Origin of the sequence: Dechloromonas denitrificans (assembly GCF_020510665.1) — a bacterium.
GTDB classification, from domain to species: domain Bacteria; phylum Pseudomonadota; class Gammaproteobacteria; order Burkholderiales; family Rhodocyclaceae; genus Azonexus; species Azonexus denitrificans_B.
In genome coordinates, this window is record NZ_CP075187.1 from 2,995,489 (window position 1) to 3,014,978 (window position 19,490).

Sequence of the window (19,490 nt, forward strand, 5' to 3'; positions counted from 1 at the left end):
ACAGCCGCCAATCCGAAATCCGGTTCCTCAGGAGCGTAGACCGTGACAGCCAGAATCAGCCTGCTCGCTTTGCTCGCCAGCCTTGCCTGGCCACTGGCCGCCGCCGAATATGCGATTGACGCCAGCCACACTTACGCCAGTTTCGAAATCGATCACCTCGGCTTCTCGACCCAGCGCGGCCAGTTCACCGCCACATCCGGCAGCATCGAATACGATCCGGAAACACGCAGCGGCAAGATCGACATCCGCATCGCGGCGGACTCGATCGATACCGGCTTCAAGCCGCGCGACGATGTGCTGCGTAGCGCCGACTGGTTCAATGCGAGCGACTTTCCCGACATCCTGTTTCGCAGCCAGCGCCTGATTTTTAACGAAGATAGCCCCAATGCCGTCGAAGGCACGCTGACGCTGCTCGGCACGACCCGACCAATGCGTCTTGAGATCACCCGTTTCAAATGCGGCCTCAACCTCGTCCTGCGCAAACGTGGCTGCGGGGCCGATGCGCAGGGTGTCTTGCGGCGCTCCGAATTCGGCCTGAACAACGGCTTGCCCTTCATCGGCGACGAAGTTCGTCTGCGCATTCAGGTCGAGGCCTATCTGCCGTAACGCGCCAGGACGCCCGGCCTGCCGGCCCCCGCACTAAAGTCATGTGCTGAAGCCCTGTTTCTGAGAAAATAGCACCCCCATTTTTGTTGTTTCCGGACTCACATGCCCCCCCATCCCGCCATTGCCACCACTGCCGAAATCGTTGCCGAACTGAAGGCAGGCCGCATGGTCATCCTGGTCGATGAAGAAGACCGCGAGAACGAGGGCGACCTCGTCATGGCCTCCGAGCACATCACGCCGGAAGCGATCAATTTCATGGCCAAACATGGCCGCGGCCTGATCTGCCTGACCCTGACCGAAGAGCGCTGCAAGAAATTCGGCCTGGTCCAGATGGCGCGCAACAACAAGACCCAGTACGGCACCGCTTTCACCGTCTCGATCGAAGCGGCCGAAGGCGTGACCACCGGCATTTCCGCCGCTGACCGCGCCCGCACCATCCAGGTCGCCGTGAACAAGAATTCGACGCCGGACGACATCGTCCAGCCCGGCCACGTTTTCCCGATTACCGCCCGCCCCGGTGGCGTGCTGGTTCGCGCCGGTCACACCGAAGCCGGTTGCGACCTGGCCGGCATGGCCGGTCTGGAACCGTCCTCGGTGATCTGCGAGATCATGAACGACGACGGCACGATGGCCCGCCTGCCGGAACTGATCGAATTCGCCAAGCAGCATGGTTTGAAGATCGGCACCATCGCCGACCTGATTCACTACCGCGCCGCTTCGGAAACGCTGGTCGAACGCGTCACCAGCAAGCCGGTGCAAACCGCCCACGGTGAATTCACCCTCCACGCCTATGTCGACCGCGCCAGTGGTGCAACGCATCTGGCACTGGTCAAGGGCGATATCCCGGCCGGTGGCGAAACGCTGGTCCGCGTGCATGAGCCGCTTTCCGTGCTCGACTTCCTCGACCCGGGCAGCAAGCGCCAGTCTTTTTCGATCGACGAAGCACAGGCCGCGCTGGCCAAGTTCGGCCACGGCGTGATCGTCCTGATGCACCGCCCGGAAGACGGCGAAGACCTGCTCGCTCGCCTGACCGGCACCGCCCCCAGCGCGCCGATCAAGTGGGACCCGCGCACTTACGGCATCGGCGCGCAAATCCTGCGCGACCTCGGTGTCACCAAGATGCGCCTGCTCTCCAGCCCCCGCAAAATGCCCTCGATGACCGGCTTTGAACTGCAAGTCACCGGTTTTGTCACCTCTACTGCCGAGCTCTAAACCATGGCCCGCTTTGAAAATATCTTTGAATACGACAACAACCTGAACGGCGCCGGCCTCAAAGTCGGCATCGTGATGGCCCGTTTCAACCTGCCGGTCTGCGAAGCCCTGCTCTCCTCCTGCGTTGCCGAACTCAAGCGCCTCGGCGTGGCCGATGCCGACATGACCATCGCCAACGTGCCCGGCGCACTGGAAGTACCGCTCGTCCTGCAAACCATGGCCCAGAGCGGCAGCTTTGACGCACTGGTCGCCCTCGGCGCGGTCATCCGCGGCGACACCTACCACTTCGAAGTCGTCTCCAACGACGCCTGCCGCGCCATCATGGAAGTCCAGCTCGACACCGGCGTGCCTATCGCCAACGGCATCCTGACCTGCGACACCGACGAACAAGCCGAAATCCGTACCCAGCCGAAGGGTGCCGATTGCGCCCAGGCCGCCGTCGAAATGGCCAATCTTCAGAAAGCCCTGCTCCAATGACCACCTTCACCAGCGACACCGAACAGCCCGAAGAACCCAAGGCACCGCCCAAGTCGGCCCGCCGTCGTTCGCGCGAGTTCATCCTGCAAGGCCTCTACCAGTGGCGCGTCGGCGGCGCCGACGAGGCCGCCATCGAAGCCTACGCCCCGGAAATGGAAGGTTTTGCCAAGGCTGACCGCGAGTTCTTCGTCGGCACGCTGCGCGGCGTCATCGGCCAGCGCGAAGCCCTGGTGGCGCAGATCACCGCCCACCTCGACCGCCCGTTCAGCGAACTGTCGCCGATCGAAGCCTGCGTGCTGATGATGGGCTGTTTCGAGATGAAGCATCACCCGGAAACGCCCTACCGCGTGGTGATCAACGAAGCGATCGAACTAGCCAAGTCGTTTGGCGGCACCGATGGACACAAGTACGTCAATGGCGTACTCGACAAGATTGCCGCCATCGCCCGGCCGGACGAAGTCGCCGCCAAGAAGAAGGCCCACTGACACCATGGCCGGTGAGTTTGCGCTGATCGACAAGTATTTCGCCCGGCCAACCCCATCGGCCGTGCTTGGCCCCGGCGACGACTGCGCACTGCTGCAACCAACTGCCGGCAAGCAACTCGCCGTGACCACCGACATGCTGGTCGCCGGCACACACTTCCTGCCCGATACCGATCCGAAGAACCTCGGCTGGAAAGCCTTGGCAGTCAATCTTTCCGATCTCGCCGCAATGGGCGCCAAGCCGCGCTGGGTCACACTGGCCGGGGCGCTTCCCTTCCCCCAGGGGGACTTCCTTCGGGGCGCGGTCGACGAGCCCTGGATTGCCAAATTCGCCGAAGGCTTTTTTGCTTGCGCCGCTGAATATGGCGTCGATGTCGTCGGTGGCGACACGACCAAAGGCCCGCTCAACGTCTGCATCACCGCCATGGGCGAAGTCGAACCCGGCCATGCCTTGCGTCGCGACGGCGCCAAGGCTGGCGACCAGATCTGGGTTTCCGGTCGTCCCGGGCTGGCCAGCCTCGGCCTCGCGCAATTGCAAGGCCGCATCGAGCTGCCCGCCCCGTGGCAACGCCTGTGCATCGGCGCTCTCGAAAAGCCGCGCCCGCGCGTCGCTCTCGGCCAGGCACTGGTCGGCATTGCCAGCGCCGCCATCGATGTCTCCGACGGCCTGCTCGCCGATCTCGGCCACATTGCCGAACGCTCCGGCTGCGCTGCCGCCGTCAAACTCGTCCAGCTGCCGCACCTGCCCAAGGGCGAGAGCTACGACGCCGTGCTACGCAAAATGGCCCTCGAATGCCAGTTGACCGGGGGAGACGACTACGAACTGTGTTTTACCGCACCGTTCGACCAGCATCTCGCCATTGGCCGGATTGCCGCCGAACTCGAACTGCCGCTCTGGTGCATCGGCGAAATGACCGAAGGTACGGCCGGCCAGGTCACCGTTTTCGACCCGGATGACAAACCGGTCGAATTCGAGTCCAAGGGTTACGACCACTTTTCGGCCTGAGCCCATGGCCAAGCGTCCGACCCTGACTTTCCTCCTCGCCCACCCGGCGCATTTCCTCGCCTGCGGTTGCGGCAGTGGCCTCGCCCCGTGGGCACCGGGCACCTTCGGCACGCTCTTCGCGTGGTTCAGCTTCCTGATGTTCCGGCCGCACTACAGCGACTTCGCGCTGCTTGCCGCTTTTGCCATCGCCTATCTGGCCGGCATCTGGATCATCGATGTCGCCGGCAAGGCCCTGGGCGACCCCGACCACGGCAGCATTGTCTGGGATGAAATCGTTCCCTTCTGGCTGGTCCTGCTGATGACGCCGGACAGCTTCCTGTGGCAACTATCCGCCTTCGCGCTGTTCCGCTATTTCGACATCACCAAGCCGCAGCCGGCCCGCTACTTCGACGAACACGTCAAGAACGGCTTCGGCGTCATGGCCGACGATCTTGTCGCCGCCGGCTACACCCTGCTCTCGCTCGCCCTGCTCAAAATCGTTTTCGCCTGACGAAGCATCGCCAAAGGCATAAACTATCGGTGCCCAATTCAACCGGAGCATCGCCATGAGCCACAAGCATGCCCACCTGATGCGCAGCATCTTCCAGGACCCACCATCGGCCAATATTCACTGGCGCGAAATCGAATCCTTGCTGCACCACCTCGGCGCTGACATCGAGCCATCGCACGGCGCCCGCTTCAAGATCACCCTGAACAAGATCGAAGCCTTCCTGCATCATCCGCATAACAGCAACACCTGCAGCCGGACCGACATCAAAGCGCTGCGCGAAGTACTGACCCATGCGGGAGTGACGCTGTCAGCTTATGAGGCGGGCGAGGTCTGAGACCTCGCCAAGAGCCGGACAAACCTACTCCGGCGCACCCGGCAAATTCAGCTGTATACGCCACGCACCTTCGTTAATGCTCGCCGCATGGCGCGCACTGTGATTGGCTGCATGATGCAGGCGCTGCATCGCCGCCACATAGCGCACCAGTCCTTCGGTAAAGTTATTCAACGCACGTTGCAAATTGGGTTTCTCACTTTTCATGGCACCTCCGGATTCAAAATTTGATTCTCGGAAAGCGAGATGACAGGAATATGAACCGTAGATTGCTTTGAAAAGACGCAAAAAAGCCACCCGGAGGTGGCTTTTTCTCAATTCTGGCGCGCCCGAGACGATTCGAACGTCCGACCCTTGCCTTCGGAGGGCAATACTCTATCCAGCTGAGCTACGGGCGCGCGGGAGCCGGATTTTACCTTTTGTCGCCGACGCCGTCCATGTAATTGCGAAAACCGGGCGGATTAATCGAAAAATGTACGCGCCGCTTCGAAACGCTGGGCGTAGTAGTTGTCGCTCAACCGATCGATGCGGACCCGGCCATTGGTCGATGGCGCATGGACGAAGCGGGCGTCGCCGATATATACCCCGACATGGGAGAAGGGACGATTGCGCGTATTGAAGAAGACCAAGTCGCCGGGACGCAGCACGCTACGCTCGATCGGGCGGCCCTTGCGGGCGATATCGGAAGCACTGCCTTGCACTTTCAGGCCGGTGGCCTGGCCGTAGATGTAGCTGACCATGCCACTGCAATCCAGCCCGGCTTCCGGATTTTTACCGCCGAAGCGGTAACCGGTGTCGATCAGGCCAAGCGCGTAGAGTGCGATCTCGTTGCCCTTCTCGCTGACCGGCCGGGGCGCTTGCGTTATAGTTTCTGTCGACGCAACAGGACGCGGTGCCGGACTGCCACAGGCAGCCAGCAGAATGAGCGGAACGAGAAGACAAATCGGGGAAAGCCAGCGCATTGAGTTAAAGCTTTTTCTGCAAACAAACTACAAGTTACAGTTTTTACAGGATTTTTCAAGACCATGAACCTCAAGAATACAGATTTGCTGCGGTCGACCAATCTGATCGGCGGAAAATGGGTGGGCGCTGACGATGGCGCGACACTAACCGTGCTCAATCCCGGCACCGGCGCGGTACTCGGCCAAGTGCCGTGTTGCAGCGCGACGGAGACGCGCCGTGCAATCGAAGCGGCCGATGCCGCCTGGCCGGCCTGGCGCGCCCTCACCGCACGCCGCCGCGCCCAGTTGCTGCAAGCCTGGTTCAAGCTGATTCTCGACAACACCGACGATCTCGCCCAACTGGTCACCGCCGAAGGCGGCAAGCCGCTGGCCGAGGCCAAGGGTGAGGTAATTTATGGCGCGTCCTTCGTCGAATGGTTCGCCGAGGAGGCCAAGCGCACTTACGGCGAGAGCATCCCCAGCCCGATGGCCGACAAGCGCCTGCTGGTCATCAAACAGCCGATTGGGGTTTGTGCGGCCATCACGCCGTGGAATTTCCCGCTGGCGATGATCACTCGCAAGGTCGCACCGGCCCTCGCTGCCGGTTGCCCGGTGATCGTCAAGCCGGCTGAAGCAACGCCGCTGACGGCGCTGGCGCTGGCTGTGCTGGCCGAACAGGCCGGCTTCCCGCCGGGCGTATTCAATGTCGTGACCGGCAAGCCGGCCGAAGTGGGCGGCGAACTGACTGCCAACCCAATCGTGCGCAAGCTGTCGTTCACCGGTTCGACCGGCGTCGGCCGCCTGCTGATGGCGCAGTGTGCGCCGACGGTAAAGAAAGTCTCGCTCGAACTGGGCGGCAATGCGCCGTTCATCGTTTTCGACGACGCCAACGTCGATGCTGCGGTCAACGGTGCGCTAACCGCCAAATATCGCAACAACGGCCAGACCTGCGTGTGCGTCAATCGCTTCCTGATCCAATCGGGCATTTACGAAGAATTCGCCCACAAATTTGCCGCCAAGGTTGCCGAAATGAAGATTGGCGTCGGCACGGAAGCCGGCGTCACACTGGGCCCATTGATCAATGCCGCCGGCCTGAACAAGGTGGCGTCGCATGTCGGCGATGCGGTCGACAAGGGCGCCCGCCTACTTTGCGGCGGCAAGCCGCATGCCTTGGGCGGCAACTTCTTCGAGCCGACGGTGCTGGCCGACGTGACCACCGAGATGAAAGTCGCGCGTGAAGAAACCTTCGGGCCGCTCGCCGCGCTGTTCCGCTTCGATACGGAAGCACAGGCTGTGGCGATGGCCAACGATACCGAGTTCGGTCTGGCCGCCTACTTCTACACGGCCGACATGGGACGCTGCTGGCGCCTCGGCGAGGCGCTGGAATACGGCATGGTCGGCATCAACACCGGCATGATCTCGAATGAAGTGGCGCCGTTTGGCGGCATCAAGCAATCCGGCATCGGCCGCGAAGGCTCGAAGTACGGCATCGAGGATTATCTCGAAGTGAAATACCTGTGCTTCGACACCAACTAAGCGCATGGCCAAGCTGATCGTCGTTGCGGCACTGCTCTTGCTCCTCTTCCTGCTCTGGCGGAGATGGGGCCGGCAGCGCCGTGCGGCGTTCATCGAACGCTATCGATACGCGCGCATTCTTGATGCACGACTGGCCGTCAAACGCCCTGAACTGAGTTCGGAACAGCGAGCTGAGGTGTTCCTCGGCCTCGGCGATTATTTCCAGTTATGCCGCATGGCCCGGGGCGACATGGTCGCCATGCCTTCGCAGGTGGTCGACGATGCCTGGCACGAATTCATCCTGTTCACCCGGTATTACGAGCGGTTTTGCCGGCTGGCATTCGGCCGCTTCCTGCACCACACCCCGGCGGAAGCGATGGCCGGCCCGACGCACGCGACGGATGGCATCAAACGGGCCTGGCGACTGGCTTGCCGACTGGAAAAAATCGACCCGAAAAACCCGGATCGCCTGCCCCGGATTTTTGCCATGGATGCCGCCCTCGGCATTGCCGGCGGTTTCATTTACCACCTCGACTGCCTGTCCGCACCGCAGGGCGATAGCTATTGCGCCAGCCATATCGGCTGCTCCGGCAGCAAAGGCGGCGGTGGGTGTGGTGGTGGTGGCTGCTCGAGCGATTCCGGCGGCGATGGCGGTGGTGGCTGTGGCGGAGACTAGCCGGCGCTACTTGTGATAAACCCGGCCACTGCTGCCGGAGCGTCCAGAGCCGGAATTGGCCACATCATCGAACATATTCCAGCCTTGCCACTGAACATAGGTGAACAGGGCAAGAGCAAGGACGCCGGCGGCGAGATTGAAATGTTTGAACATCAGTCGTCCGAATCCGAATCGCCGCTGACCGGCGGCGCATGATCGCTCTCCGCCCAGCGCCGGGCCTCGAAAGCGGCATGCCGCAAGTGGCTGAAAATCGGGAAGATGGCCAAAAAGACCAGCGCCAGGAAAAAGTTGGACCACCCGGCCCCGCCACGCCAGACCTCCAGCGTATCGCTGATCTGGGCCGGCTTTTCGGGGGCAAGATCGGGGTCGACCGTCAGATAGTAGGTGCCGGCAGGAATATCGAGAAACACGACTTCATCGTTGCGCCGCCCTTCCGACCAATTTTCGCCGCCATCATGGCCCCAGTAATAAGCCAGTTCACGCGTCACCGGCCAGGCCATGCCGGTCGTCTTGTTGATCAGCACCAACTCAAGCCCAAGCCAGTTGTTATCGAGCGACGTATTGTTATGTACCGTCAGTTTGTTGCTGCGCCCGCGGACTTCGAACTCCCGGGTTTGCAGCGTGCTTTCGGCCATGTACGGAAAAAAGAGCAACTCTTGCCGGAGCAGCAGCTTGCCGCCGCCCAGGGCGACGAACAGCAGTTGCACCAGTAGCAGCAAACCGGCCAGTTTCCAGAACAGACGGCAAGCATGACGATGCGTTTCGGCCCAGGGATTCGGTTGATTGGCAAAGACGCCCAGCGGCTCGGGCAATGGTTTTTTCAAATTGAACGCTGCCGCCAGGTCGACCGCAGCAATGTAGCGGCCGCGCGACCAGGTTTGTTCCTGCGGGCTGCGCTCAACGGAAAGCAGCAGGGGCGGTGCGACATAATCGATCACACGCACGGCATCGCCAAGCTTGACGCGCCAGTTGAACTCCCCCGAAACCTGCACCACCGTGGCTGACTGGGTGGTCGAATAATGGCGGTAGACCTCACCGCCGTAACGCACTTCGCCGATTTCGATGGCGCCGCTCTTTTTCGGCACGTCGGACAGGACATCCACCACATTCCAATGGCCGTTGTACTCGGTCAACCAACGGTAGCTGCCAGTTTCGGCCGCCAGCAGGTATTCGCGCCAACAGTAGGTGACACCCTCGCTTTTCGTTTGCCGGACCAGGCAGCCAATCACTTCGACGGATTTTTCTTCGAGCCGGCCTTGGCTGCCGAGCGGCAGGCGCAGCATGTATTGCTCGGCACGATTGCCTTGCGCCTTGGACAACAACTGGTAATTCTTGTCCGCCGTATTGACCACCGCCCCACAGGAAACACAGCCAACGGCGAGAATTTCCCGGCTTCTGGCCGACATCGGCGCACCGCAGGAAGGACAACGAAAAACGCGGACTTCAACAGTCTTTTCCGGAACGGCCATCGCCGTGCGCAGATTGCTCAGTTGCAGCGCCTTGAACTCAACCGCCTCACCCGTGAACAGCAGCGGCGGTGTTTCGGAATAATCGAGCGTCGCGAAATTGGCCCCGTTACGCAGGTCGACCGTAGCCACCGGATAGCCTGCCCCGACCCGGAACGGCAACTCGCCCTGGCCGGCAATGCACTCGGCCTGCTCGATATTGCTCACCGTCCACGGCTGGCTGGCCAAGGCAAATCGCTGGCCGACCTTCAGATCATCGAGCGGCGGTAGCGGCTCCTGGACCGGCTGCACAAAAGTAAGCACATACTCACCGCTCGCCTCCGACAACCAGCCGGTACGCATGTCATCGAAGAGCAGATGCCACTCGTTCCACAAGCCCTGGCTGTATTTAAGCTGGATGCGTCCGATCAGCGCGAAATGCACACCCTGGTAACGCCCTTCCGTGCCCAACTGCAACGGCGAACGATCCTCGGCCAACGCCGCCATCTTGCCGATATCTTCCAGCGCCTGATCGTGCCGGACCAGCGTGCTCTGGCAGTATTCGCAGACGGCAAAGATCGAGGCGGCCGATTTGAAAACAACCGGCGCGCCGCAGGAAGGGCAGGAGGCAGCTAAAGCCACGATGCCGCGGTCAACTCAGTTTTTTGAGCAATTCTGCTTTTTTGGCATCGAACTCAGCCTGACTGAGAATGCCCTTTTCGACCAGCGCATGCAGCTTCTCCAGCGTTGCGACAATCTCGTCCGCTGAAACTGCAGCCGCGACAGCAGGCTGTGCCGCTTGGGCCATGGCCTGGCCCACCACCTGACCGAAGCCGACCCCCGCCCCGAGACCGACCCCCATCGCGGCAATGCCGCCTTCGTTCTTCGCCGCATCGGGCAGACTGTTGGCTACCTGATACTGGGTAAATCGCTGCATGTCACCGATCATGTTCATGCCAATTTTCTGATCGAGAATTTTCTGCAGTTCTTCCGGCAGCGACACGTTCTGGACCACCAGCGTATCCAGCGTCAGGCCGTACTCGGCAAACACCGGGGCCATCTTGAAATGCATCGCCTTGCCGAATTCATCCTGGTTGCCGGCCATGTCGATGAAGGCCACACCGGACTCGCCGAACAGATCGGTCATCCCGGCGACCATGCTGTTGCGCAACTGGCCTTCGAGTTCGTCGCGGCTATAGTTTGCGCGCGTCCCGGAAATCTTCTGGTAGAAGGTCTTGGCATCGCTCAAGTGATAACTGTAGATCCCGAAGGCGCGCAGGCGGACGACGCCGAAATCCTTGTCGCGGATGGTAATCGGGTTCGGGGTACCCCATTTCTGATCAAGCTGGGTGCGCGTCGAGAAGAAATAGACATCCGACTTGAACGGCGACTCAAAGAGCTTGTCCCAGTTCTTCAGGTAGGTCAGGAGCGGCAGCGTCTGCGTCGTCAGCTTGTACATGCCGGGCGTGAACACGTCGGCGACCGTCCCTTCATTGACGAAGAGCGCCAATTGCGAATCGCGCACCGTCAGGCTGGCACCGTTCTGGATTTCCATTTCCTGCATCGGGAAACGCCAGGCCAGCGTACCGTCGCTATCCTCGGTCCATTGCAGAATGTCGATAAACTGCTTCTTGATGAAATCCATCAGGGCCATCACTGTCTCCTATCGGGTCAGGCGATACAGCCGGCATTGAGGATGCCGACCGCAATCGAAAGCAAAGCAAGGAAAATCCCGGACGCCATGCGCCCCTCGGGAATGTTTTGATTGATCCGCGGCAGCGCAAGGCGCGCGGCGACGAAGACCAGCAGTTGCACCACGCCGGCTACGAGCCCCCAGCCGATCATGGCATGCAGGTTATGGCTGACGGCGACCGACACGGCCAGCGGTAGCGCAAAACCGATGACGGCACCGCCAAGGCTGATGGCGGCTGCCTCATTGCCGGCCCGGATCAAGCTGATTTCACGGTAAGGCGTGACCATGACGTAGAGCGCGACAAAGCCGGCCAGCATCGCGGTGGCGGTGGCAAAGTAAGCGAAGAATGCCGGCAGGCTGTTGATGACCGGATCGAACATGGAATCTCCCGGAGGCTGGGCAAGGACGAACGATTGTCACCGTCATGCCCGATTAATTCAAGCCGGACGTGCCTGCATCCACTGAATGAATTCGGCCAAGGGCATCGGCCTGGCGTACAGGTAGCCCTGCACCTGATCGCAGCCAAGGCTGCGCAACTGCTCAAGTTGCGCCGGGTCTTCCACACCTTCGGCCAGCGGCACCATGTCGAGATCATGCGTCAGGTCGATGATGGTCCGGACAACGCGCAGGCTGTCCGGCGATCGTGCCATGGCGGTAATGAACGAGCGGTCGATCTTGATCTCCCTGAAGGGCAGGTTGACCAGATAACTCAGCGACGAATAGCCCGTTCCGAAATCATCCAGCGCCAGGCCGATTCCCAGATCGGAAAGACGTTCCATGACGCTCAGGCAACGAATCTGATCGGCCATCATGGCCGACTCGGTCAACTCGATCATGAAACGGTCGCCGGGAATCTGCCAGGTTTCAAGACGCTGGGCGATCATGTCGGGCAGATCGGTATCGACCATATCCGCGGCAGTCAGATTGAGCGACAAACGGACAGGAACGCCTGCCGCCTCCAACTCGGCCGAACTGCGCAAGGCATGGCGAATCAGGCTGTCGGTAAACATCTGCCGCCAGCCGTTTTCTTCGAGCAATTCAAGAATAAGCGGCGGAGCGACCCACTCGCCGTTCTCTCGCTGCCAGCGCAACAGCATTTCTGCACCGAAGCAAACGCCGCTATTGATATCTACCTGGGGCTGCAGGTAAAACTGGAAGCTTTCCTGATGCAGTGCCAGCTTCAGTTCAGCCGCCAGTTCATCATGCTGCTGCCAGTCACAATGCAGGTCCCGGTGATACCAGCCGAATCCCTGCCGGGTTCGCGCCAGATCCCAGCGAGCCAGGCGGGCCGCCTGGACCAGGGCATCGGCATCGGCTCCGTGTTCGGGCCCCATGGCTGCCCCCATCGCAACATCCAGCGCGATGCTGCGGCCACTGATCAAACGGATCGGTTCGGCAAAGCTTTGCTGGATGTGAGCCCCGGCCAGGCTCGGCTGGACCATCGACGAAACCCCAGGAAAAACCAGCAGCCACTCTCCTTCACGCCCGGAAAAAACCAGATCCTGAGGACGTAGGCGATGGGCCAGACGCTCGGCAAACAAAGCCGGCAAAGTCTGCAATTCACCGGCCGACAGATGGGCGAAGGCATTCCTGTTGATCAGCGAGACCGAGAGCAGCGACACCGGCAACCCCTGCTTCAATGCCTGATGCAGGTATTGCAGCGCGGCCAGTTCTCCGGGAATGCCGCTTTCGGCCAGTCGAGCCTCCTCATCCAGCTCGACGGTGGCGCTGACAGCCGCCAGCACGCTGCGCCGGAGGAGTGAGAACAGGTCAACATTGAGCCGGGCCACAAGGCGATCCGTGCCCAGGATCCGGTGCTCGCAAATCTCGACGGCCCGGTAGAAAAAGGTCATCAATTCGGTCAGGCGGAATCCCCGGCTTGCCTGCTTGTGCCAGGCAGCAAGCCAGTACTTCTGCCAGTCCGGATCGGCCAGAAAAAGTACCAGGCCGGAAGAAACTTCGATAAATTCCTTGAGAACCGGGTCATTATCGCGTTCAGGCAGCGCCTGGAGCACCGCGTCGCGCCAGATGTCATCGAGGACCGAAATGGAGCGCAAGGCATCGGTATCAAGACCGAAGGCAAAGAGATCGAGATAACCGGTGCTTTTAGCCGAGGTAGTAGTCATCTTCGGCGATTCCGTAGGCATCGTGCGGCAAGGCCCGTACGACACGCAAAGCCTTGTGCGCCGGCTCGCGCAGGTCGATCACCTGGTAACCGACCACCTTGTTCTTGTGCTTGTCGAGCATCAGCAGGACACGAGGACGCGAGCGATGAACACGATTCTGCTGGATGACGACGCCGACTTCGCCATTGCTCAACTCGACCAGCGTACCAATCGGGTACAAGCCGACGCACTGGACGAACTGCTCCATCAGATTCGGGTTGAACTTGTGGTCGCGCAAGGCATACAGCTCTTCGAGAGCTTCCTGATGCCCCAAGGCATTGCGATAAGGCTTGTTGCGCAACATCGCACAGAATGAGTCGACCAACCCGGCCATCTCGGCCTCGATGCCGATCTGGTCAAGCATCAGGCCACGCGGATAACCGCTGCCATCCCAACGTTCGTGATGCCGGGCAATGGTCAGGATGACCTCCTGCGGGATCTCGCTCTGGGTACCGAGAATTTCCAGTGAGCTCGCCACGTGCGAGCGCACCAGCATCTTTTCATCTTCGGACAGCGGATCGGTTTTGCTCAGCAACTCAGGGGGCAAATTAATCTTGCCGACATCCTGCAACATTCCGGCCAAACCCAGTTGCAGCAGTTTGTTGCCTTGCCACCCGATATGCGTCCCTAGCAGCAGCAGGTAAACCGAGACATCCATCGCATGATCGAAACTGTAGCGATCAACGCGCTTCAGGCGCAGCAACCACATCAATGCGTCCGGATTGCGCTTGAGGCTGCCCGCCATGTCACGAACCCCCTCGCGAATATTGCTCAGGTCGATTCGTTTTTCACTCAGGACATTCTGGAAAGAAGTTCGCAGGGCGGCCTGCAGATCGTTGAATTTCGGCTCGATGTGAATCAGTTCGCGTCCGAGATCGGCCCCTTCATGCTCGGTTTCCTGATGATGCAGAAAATCGAGAAAGCGGCGACGCCGGGGAGGAACTTCTTCGTCCGACGGTTTCCGGGCAAACAGCGGGGGACGCAGAGCTCGATCAAACGCAATTTTTGGCTCGGCATAGTGCTCGCCCAGCGAACGGCTGCGGTCAACATAGACAAAACGGCATTTTTCGCGAATCAGCTCGATTTGCTGCGGCGTGGTCAGGACGAAGCCCTGCAACGCAAAAGGGAACTCCGTCCAGGCGCAATCGGGCTCAGCGAAAAACATGCCGATTTTCAGCTCGGCAACCGAAATTATTTCCATTCTGCAGTCATGTTGGCACCCTCATCCCCAGGGCTATGGTTTTCAAACCTTCAAGCGGGAGATTGTCCGCCTGGATAAAGGGGATGACAAGGCCATTCGCCAGCAGAGCGGCGTTTCCGCCGGAAAGAAGGCAGTTTCCCTGCCCGGCCGGCAAGCGCCGGCAGGCCCGCTCGATCGCACCGAGCTGGGCCTCGATGGCCCCTGAAACAATGGCATCCTCGGTACATTGCGGGTAGCTGGCATACACCCCGTCGGCCAACGGCAAAGCCGCGGTATCGCGCGCCAGCGAGCGGCGCATCAGATCGATCCCTGGCAGAATCAAGCCGCCCAGGAAACGGCCCTCCGCATCCAGCGTATCGATGGTTGTTGCCGTCCCGGCCATGACCACTACGCAGGCCCCGGCCGACAATTGGCGGGCGCCGATCAGGGCGCACCAGCGATCGACGCCGAGGCGTTCTGGTATTTGGTAAAGATTTGTAATGCCGCAGGCATTTCGGCTGGATTTGACTTCCCGGACCAATGCCGACCAGGGACCGAGCGCCGTCCGAATCCGTTCTGCCGCCAGATCTCCGGCCACGTTGGCCAGAAGAATCATTTCAGGCCTTGGCCATTGCGTCGTCAGCGCCGTCAGTCCGGCAACATCGGCATGCGCGACAGCGCCCTGGGCCAACCAGTTCGGCCCTTCATGCAGCCCCCACTTGAGGCGCGTATTACCGCTATCGAGACACAGGATCATGCGCGACGCAGGCTGACATCGCCTGAAAAAATACGCTCGATGCCTTGAGGCGTTTCCAGCAGCAGGGCACCGTCGTCATCCACGCCCAGACAAAGCCCGGCTTGCGACTCGCCTTGCTCGGCGATAATTCGGACACTTTGTCCCTGCCAGGCATGACGCCGTTGCCAATCCGTTTTGATGGCTGCAAAGCCGTCGACCGCAAAAGTCTCGAGCACCTCGGCCAGGGCGGTGAGTATTTCAGCCAGCACCTGATGACGATCCGGCTGGGCATGGACCGCCTGGCTCAAACCGGCCGCCGGCAACGACAAGTCAGCCAATGGCGGCTGCAAATTGAGACCGATGCCGATGATTGCCTGCGTACCGCGCCGGTCGGTACTCAACTCGATCAGGACACCGGCCAGCTTGGCGTACTCGCCCCCGTGCTGCAGCAGGACATCATTAGGCCATTTCAGGCAAACACCGACTGCACCAAGATTTTCCAGGGCGCGAGTCAGAGCGACACCAACCGCCAGCGACAAACCGCTCAACCGGGAAAGCGGGCCGGAGAAGCGCCAGAGCAGCGAGAATGTCAGGCCGGACTCGGCTTCCGACAGCCAGCTGCGACCGCGCCGGCCACGCCCGGCACTTTGCCGGTCGGCGACAATCACCGTCCCCGCCGGAACACCGCGTTCGCTGCGACGCATCAACTCACTGCTGGTCGAGTCGCACTCATCCAGCGCATCAAGGTCAAAACGCCCGGCCAGAGGGCCAAGGCGGGATTTAATCAGTACAGGATCGATCAGTGCCATGCGGCCGATTTTACTCTGTCGCCGACTCCTTGCCGCCATCAATCCCGAGTTCGGCAATTTTTCGGGTAATCGTATTGCGCCCGATACCCAACGCCAGCGCAGCTTCGATCCGGCGCCCGCCGGTATGCGCCAGCGCACGCGAAATCACGATCCGCTCGAAAATTTGCGACAACACGCCGTGAACATCCTGGACACCGCGAGCCAGAAGACGATCGGTTTCACCTTCCAACGCACTTTCCCAATCACTGGCCAGGGTCATCGGCACCGAGTCGCGTAACTCGCCGGGCAAGTCACCAATTTCAACCTGCTGGGCCGGAGCCATGACCGTCAGCCAATGGCACAGGTTTTCAAGCTGGCGGACATTGCCCTGGAAATCGAGGCCGGTCAGGTATTTCAAGGCCGGCTCGGACAGGCGTTTGGCTTCAACGCCCAGTTCGCGGGCGCTTTTTTGCAGGAAGTGCCGGGCGAGCAGGGGAATATCCTCGCGCCGCTCGCGCAGAGAAGGCAAACGGACACGAATCACGTTCAGGCGATGGAATAAATCCTCGCGAAACAAGCCATCCTTGACGCGCGTTTCAAGGTTCTGGTGCGTCGCGGCAATAACGCGAACATTCGCCTTGATCGGCGAATGACCGCCAACCCGGTAGTAGTGACCGTCGGACAGCACGCGCAACAAGCGCGTCTGCAGTTCCGACGGCATATCGCCGATTTCATCAAGGAACAGCGTGCCGCCCTCGGCTTGTTCGAAGCGCCCGCGCCGTTGTGCCTGCGCCCCGGTAAACGCGCCCCGCTCGTGACCAAAAAGCTCGGATTCAAGCAAGTCCTTCGGGATAGCTGCGGTATTGATCGCAATGAACGGTTTATCGGCCCGGGGACTGTGGCGATGCAAGGCATGCGCAACCAGCTCCTTCCCGGAACCGGACTCGCCGTTGATCAACACGGTGGCATGCGACAGCGCCAGACGGCCAATGGCCCGGAACACCTCCTGCATGGCCGGAGCCTGTCCAAGGATTTCAGGAATCAACCCTTCCTCCTCAACCGCACCGCTTTGGTGCATAGACTCGTCGATTGCCCGCCGAATCAACTCAACGGCCTGATCGACGTCGAAAGGTTTGGGCAGGTACTCGAAAGCGCCTCCCTGAAACGCAGCCACGGCACTTTCCAGATCCGAGTATGCCGTCATGATGATGACCGGCACCGATGGGAAGCGCGTCTTCACTTCTTGCAACAATTCCAGCCCGGACTGGCCTGGCATGCGGATATCGGACATCAGGACCTGCGGCGGCTCAACCCCCTGCTCAAGGTTGGAGATCGCCTCGCTGGCCGAGGCGTAACTCTTGAAAGGGATGCCCTCGCGGGACAGGGTCTTTTCGAGGACCCAGCGGATGGAGCGATCGTCATCAACAATCCAGACTGGCTTCATGGGTACTTGGCTCATTTATGCGTTGGAATAAACCAGACCTTAGCAAGACTCAAGCCTGCTCAACCGGCAGTCGAAGGATGAATACCGTCATACCCGGCCGACTGGTGCAATCGATCGTCCCATGGTGGTGCTGGACAAAATTCTGGGCGATGGTCAGGCCCAGGCCATTGCCGCCATCCCGCCCGGAAACCAGCGGGTAGAACATCCGTTCGCGGATCTCTTCGGGGATGCCCGGACCGTTGTCGATCACCTTGATCTCCATCGCCAGGCGATAGCGCTTTTTGGCCAGCGTGACCTGCCGCAGGGAACGCGTCCGCATCGTGATCTCACCGGTCCCGCCCATCGCCTGCGCCGCATTGCGGGCAATGTTCAGCACCGCCTGGATCAATTGCTCGCGATCGCCGACCAGCTCAGGCAGGCTGGTGTCGTAATCGCGACGCATGACCAGCGAACCGGGAAACTCGGCCGTCAGCAAACTGCGCACGCGTTCAAGAATTTCATGGATGTTGACCGTGGCAGGCAGCATCGCCCGGTGCGGCGTCAGCAGGCGCTGCATCAAATCCTGCAAACGGTCCGCTTCCTTGATGATGACCTGGGTATATTCCTTGAGCGACGGATTGGCCAGCTCATGCTCAAGCAACTGCGCCGCACCTCGAATGCCGCCAAGCGGATTCTTGATTTCGTGCGCCAGATTGCGGATCAACTCGCGATTGGCCTGCTGCTGTTCGATCAGGCGCTCTTCGCGCGTCGCTGCGAGATGGTGTTCGATCGGCTGAAACTCAAGCAACAGACGAACACCGGCGGCAATTTCCGGCCGTAGCGGCGTCACCGTGCAGTTCAAATGCAGTACCTGGCCATCACTGCGCGTCAGCTCGATATTCTGGCCGGTATAACCCCAATTGTTGGCCAGGCCGTTGTCGAGCGCCGAGCGCAGAATGGCCGAACAGGCGCAAACACTCGACAGCGCCTTGCCAGCGACCAACCGACTACTGACCGCCAGCAGATTTTCGGCCGCTGGATTGAGATAGCGCAGCAACTGACCGTCATCGATCAGCAGTACGGCGGAGGCCAGCAGATCAAGGCCGGCAAAGGTCTGAGAGGAAGCGTCCATATCTTGCATTGTAACGGCTTGGTCGACAGGAAAACGATTGCTTGCATTACTGACCCATCGTTCATTATCATTCCAAGACTATCCTTGGCCCTTTTTGACCATGCCCCTGACCGCCCCGTACCGCGCCTTTCTGTTGCTCGGCCTGACCGCTTCGCTGGCCGCCTGCAGCAACCATGACACGCCGCCGCCGGCAGCCCGCACCGTACTGGTTCAGGCTGCCACGCCCGGACAATCCGGACCGGGCGTCTACACCGGGGAAATCCGCGCACGCCACGAAGTCGACCTGTCCTTCCGGGTGGCCGGCAAATTGGCCAGCCGACTGGTCGATAGCGGAGCCGAAATCAAGGCCGGCCAGCCGTTGGCCCGCCTTGATCCAGCCGACCTTCAGCTAGCCGCAGCCAGCGCCAAGGCACAATTGGCCGCCGCAGAAAGCGAGTTCTCAACCGCCCAGGCCGAACGTGAGCGCTATGCCGGCCTGCTGGCCAAAAAATTTGTCAGCCAGGCGGCATTCGACGCCAAGGACAATGCACTCAATGCCGCGCGCGGCCGCCTCGAACAAGCCCGCGCCCAAAGCCAGATCAGCAACAACCAGGCGACTTACGGCACACTGAGCAGCGAATATCCGGCGGTCGTCACCGCGGTGCTGGCCGATGCCGGGCAAGTGCTCGGCGCAGGCCAGGCCGTTTTCCGCATTGCACGCCCGGAAGAAAAGGAAGTTGCCATTGCCATTCCGGAAGGTCGCATCACCGAACTGAAAGCGGCCCGGAATATCACGGTCAACCTGTGGGCCGATGCAAAAATCAACCTGACCGGCGAACTTCGCGAACTGTCCGCCGCGGCAGACCCGGCAACGCGGACCTACGCGACACGCATCCGGATCAAGAACCCGCCGCCTGAACTGCAACTCGGCATGACGGCACGGGTTGTACTCGACCACACGAGTAACGCCGCATTGCAGGTGCCGCTCGGTGCGGTCGTCGATAACGGACAAGGCGCAACAGTCTGGGTCGCCGCCGACGGCAAGGCTCAGCCACGCCCGGTTCAGGTCAGCCAGTTCCGCGAAGATGGCGCCGTTATTTCGAGCGGCCTGCAGGCGGGCGAACTGGTGATCGTGTCCGGGGCCAGCAAACTGGTCGCCGGCCTGCCCGTGACCCCAAAGGCGCTCACCCCGCCCAACGGGCAGCGCTAAATC

22 protein-coding genes and 1 tRNA gene are annotated in these 19,490 nt (G+C 60.9%); 10 read left to right on the plus strand and 13 right to left on the minus strand.

All coding sequences use genetic code 11. The annotated features are described in order from the left end of the window. Window positions 1-42: 42 nt before the first annotated feature. From KI614_RS14185 to KI614_RS14215, 7 genes are all read left to right on the plus strand, one after another. A complete protein-coding gene (locus KI614_RS14185; protein ID WP_226406392.1) occupies window positions 43-606 on the plus strand; it encodes a YceI family protein in 564 nt (187 codons plus the stop codon). A gap of 102 nt (window positions 607-708) precedes the next feature. Continuing rightward, window positions 709-1,818 carry a bifunctional 3,4-dihydroxy-2-butanone-4-phosphate synthase/GTP cyclohydrolase II gene (gene ribBA, locus KI614_RS14190; protein WP_226406394.1) on the plus strand — a complete coding sequence of 370 codons (1,110 nt, stop codon included), beginning with the start codon at window positions 709-711 and terminating at the stop codon, window positions 1,816-1,818. Between the two features lie 3 nt (window positions 1,819-1,821). After that, the gene (gene ribH, locus KI614_RS14195) at window positions 1,822-2,295 is read left to right on the plus strand and encodes a 6,7-dimethyl-8-ribityllumazine synthase (RefSeq protein ID WP_226406396.1); all 474 of its coding nucleotides are present in this window, start codon (window positions 1,822-1,824) and stop codon (window positions 2,293-2,295) included. After that, the gene (gene nusB, locus KI614_RS14200) at window positions 2,292-2,780 is read left to right on the plus strand and encodes a transcription antitermination factor NusB (RefSeq protein WP_226406398.1); all 489 of its coding nucleotides are present in this window, start codon (window positions 2,292-2,294) and stop codon (window positions 2,778-2,780) included. The genes ribH and nusB overlap by 4 nt, the downstream gene beginning before the upstream one ends. A gap of 4 nt (window positions 2,781-2,784) precedes the next feature. Beyond that, window positions 2,785-3,783 carry a thiamine-phosphate kinase gene (gene thiL, locus KI614_RS14205; RefSeq protein WP_226406401.1) on the plus strand — a complete coding sequence of 333 codons (999 nt, stop codon included), beginning with the start codon at window positions 2,785-2,787 and terminating at the stop codon, window positions 3,781-3,783. 4 nt (window positions 3,784-3,787) lie between these two features. Then, on the plus strand, window positions 3,788-4,273 hold the full coding sequence (locus KI614_RS14210) for a phosphatidylglycerophosphatase A (RefSeq protein ID WP_226406403.1): 486 nt from the start codon (window positions 3,788-3,790) through the stop codon (window positions 4,271-4,273). 55 nt (window positions 4,274-4,328) lie between these two features. Then, a complete protein-coding gene (locus KI614_RS14215; protein WP_203467711.1) occupies window positions 4,329-4,607 on the plus strand; it encodes a type II toxin-antitoxin system HicA family toxin in 279 nt (92 codons plus the stop codon). 24 nt (window positions 4,608-4,631) lie between these two features. Here KI614_RS14215 and KI614_RS14220 read toward each other — a convergent pair whose 3' ends face one another. The 3 genes from KI614_RS14220 to KI614_RS14230 all read right to left on the minus strand — a co-directional run bounded on the left by KI614_RS14220 (window position 4,632) and on the right by KI614_RS14230 (window position 5,566). Continuing rightward, window positions 4,632-4,811: a hypothetical protein gene (locus tag KI614_RS14220; protein ID WP_226406405.1), complete on the minus strand. Its 180-nt coding sequence runs from the start codon at window positions 4,809-4,811 to the stop codon at window positions 4,632-4,634. A gap of 114 nt (window positions 4,812-4,925) precedes the next feature. After that, a tRNA-Arg gene (locus KI614_RS14225) sits at window positions 4,926-5,002 on the minus strand. A 63-nt stretch (window positions 5,003-5,065) separates the two neighbouring features. Beyond that, window positions 5,066-5,566 (minus strand): C40 family peptidase, encoded by a 501-nt coding sequence (locus KI614_RS14230; RefSeq protein WP_226406406.1) that lies wholly within the window; start codon window positions 5,564-5,566, stop codon window positions 5,066-5,068. A 63-nt stretch (window positions 5,567-5,629) separates the two neighbouring features. Between KI614_RS14230 and KI614_RS14235 the strand changes: the two genes are divergently transcribed. Together KI614_RS14235 and KI614_RS14240 are read left to right on the plus strand one after the other, a co-directional pair. Next, window positions 5,630-7,081, plus strand: a complete 1,452-nt coding sequence (locus tag KI614_RS14235) for an NAD-dependent succinate-semialdehyde dehydrogenase (protein ID WP_226406407.1) — start codon at window positions 5,630-5,632, stop codon at window positions 7,079-7,081. Between the two features lie 4 nt (window positions 7,082-7,085). After that, window positions 7,086-7,736: a glycine-rich domain-containing protein gene (locus tag KI614_RS14240; protein WP_226406408.1), complete on the plus strand. Its 651-nt coding sequence runs from the start codon at window positions 7,086-7,088 to the stop codon at window positions 7,734-7,736. Between the two features lie 6 nt (window positions 7,737-7,742). On the opposite strand, the gene KI614_RS14245 is transcribed toward KI614_RS14240, so the two are convergent. Genes KI614_RS14245 through glnL form a run of 10 tightly spaced genes read right to left on the minus strand, consistent with a single transcriptional unit; the run spans window position 7,743 to window position 18,298 of the window. Further along, a complete protein-coding gene (locus KI614_RS14245; RefSeq protein ID WP_226406409.1) occupies window positions 7,743-7,889 on the minus strand; it encodes a hypothetical protein in 147 nt (48 codons plus the stop codon). Then, window positions 7,889-9,823 (minus strand): DUF4178 domain-containing protein, encoded by a 1,935-nt coding sequence (locus KI614_RS14250; RefSeq protein WP_226406410.1) that lies wholly within the window; start codon window positions 9,821-9,823, stop codon window positions 7,889-7,891. The genes KI614_RS14245 and KI614_RS14250 overlap by 1 nt, the downstream gene beginning before the upstream one ends. A 10-nt stretch (window positions 9,824-9,833) precedes the next feature. Next, window positions 9,834-10,835, minus strand: coding sequence for an SPFH domain-containing protein (locus tag KI614_RS14255; RefSeq protein ID WP_226406411.1), 1,002 nt, complete (start codon window positions 10,833-10,835; stop codon window positions 9,834-9,836). Window positions 10,836-10,852: 17 nt separating this feature from the next. Further along, window positions 10,853-11,254, minus strand: coding sequence for a DUF350 domain-containing protein (locus tag KI614_RS14260; RefSeq protein ID WP_226406412.1), 402 nt, complete (start codon window positions 11,252-11,254; stop codon window positions 10,853-10,855). Between the two features lie 57 nt (window positions 11,255-11,311). Continuing rightward, the gene (locus KI614_RS14265; protein WP_226406413.1) at window positions 11,312-13,000 is read right to left on the minus strand and encodes a putative bifunctional diguanylate cyclase/phosphodiesterase; all 1,689 of its coding nucleotides are present in this window, start codon (window positions 12,998-13,000) and stop codon (window positions 11,312-11,314) included. Then, window positions 12,981-14,240 (minus strand): HD-GYP domain-containing protein, encoded by a 1,260-nt coding sequence (locus KI614_RS14270; protein WP_226406414.1) that lies wholly within the window; start codon window positions 14,238-14,240, stop codon window positions 12,981-12,983. The genes KI614_RS14265 and KI614_RS14270 overlap by 20 nt, the downstream gene beginning before the upstream one ends. 7 nt (window positions 14,241-14,247) lie before the next feature. Continuing rightward, complete coding sequence (locus KI614_RS14275) at window positions 14,248-14,976, minus strand: type III pantothenate kinase (protein ID WP_226406415.1); 729 nt, start codon at window positions 14,974-14,976, stop codon at window positions 14,248-14,250. Continuing rightward, complete coding sequence (locus KI614_RS14280; RefSeq protein ID WP_226406422.1) at window positions 14,973-15,764, minus strand: biotin--[acetyl-CoA-carboxylase] ligase; 792 nt, start codon at window positions 15,762-15,764, stop codon at window positions 14,973-14,975. The genes KI614_RS14275 and KI614_RS14280 overlap by 4 nt, the downstream gene beginning before the upstream one ends. Before the next feature lie 10 nt (window positions 15,765-15,774). Next, complete coding sequence (ntrC, locus tag KI614_RS14285) at window positions 15,775-17,187, minus strand: nitrogen regulation protein NR(I) (RefSeq protein WP_319002856.1); 1,413 nt, start codon at window positions 17,185-17,187, stop codon at window positions 15,775-15,777. A gap of 49 nt (window positions 17,188-17,236) precedes the next feature. Further along, complete coding sequence (glnL, locus tag KI614_RS14290) at window positions 17,237-18,298, minus strand: nitrogen regulation protein NR(II) (RefSeq protein ID WP_413464159.1); 1,062 nt, start codon at window positions 18,296-18,298, stop codon at window positions 17,237-17,239. A gap of 100 nt (window positions 18,299-18,398) precedes the next feature. On the opposite strand from glnL, the gene KI614_RS14295 reads away from it, so the two are divergent. After that, complete coding sequence (locus KI614_RS14295) at window positions 18,399-19,487, plus strand: efflux RND transporter periplasmic adaptor subunit (protein WP_226406425.1); 1,089 nt, start codon at window positions 18,399-18,401, stop codon at window positions 19,485-19,487. The last annotated feature ends 3 nt before the right edge of the window (window positions 19,488-19,490 follow it).